Source organism: Cupriavidus sp. 05T313, assembly GCF_056396665.1.
On record NZ_JBFTLX010000706.1, the window covers coordinates 1 to 370 of the forward strand.

At 65.1% G+C, this 370-nt stretch carries 1 pseudogene; it reads right to left on the bottom strand.

The features are described from left to right. Positions 1-370: pseudogene (locus AC1DKD_RS42480) on the bottom strand (NAD(P)H-dependent glycerol-3-phosphate dehydrogenase); the annotation flags it as partial.

The window sequence follows — 370 nt, forward strand, 5'->3', positions numbered from 1 at the left end:
GCCGGCGGCCGCGTCATCGGTGCAGGCCACTACTGAGGCTGTCGGTTCTTCCCGAGCGATCTCCATGGCGAGATTGGGTCCGGACACGACGGCGACGCGCTCGGCGGGGATGGACAACTCTTCGCTGATGACCTCGCTCATGCGGGCGTCGGTGTGCAGTTCCAGGCCCTTCATCAAGGACACCACCATGGCGTCCGGTCCGATGAGGGACGACCATTCGCGCAGCTGAAGCCGGAGCGTCTGGGCGGGAACGGCCAGAACGACTAGGTCGGCTCCGTCCAGGACTTCGGCGACGTCGGTGGAGGCCGTGATGCTGGAGGGTAGCGCAATGTCCTTGAGGTACTGCTCGTTGCGGTGCGCGGTGTTGATT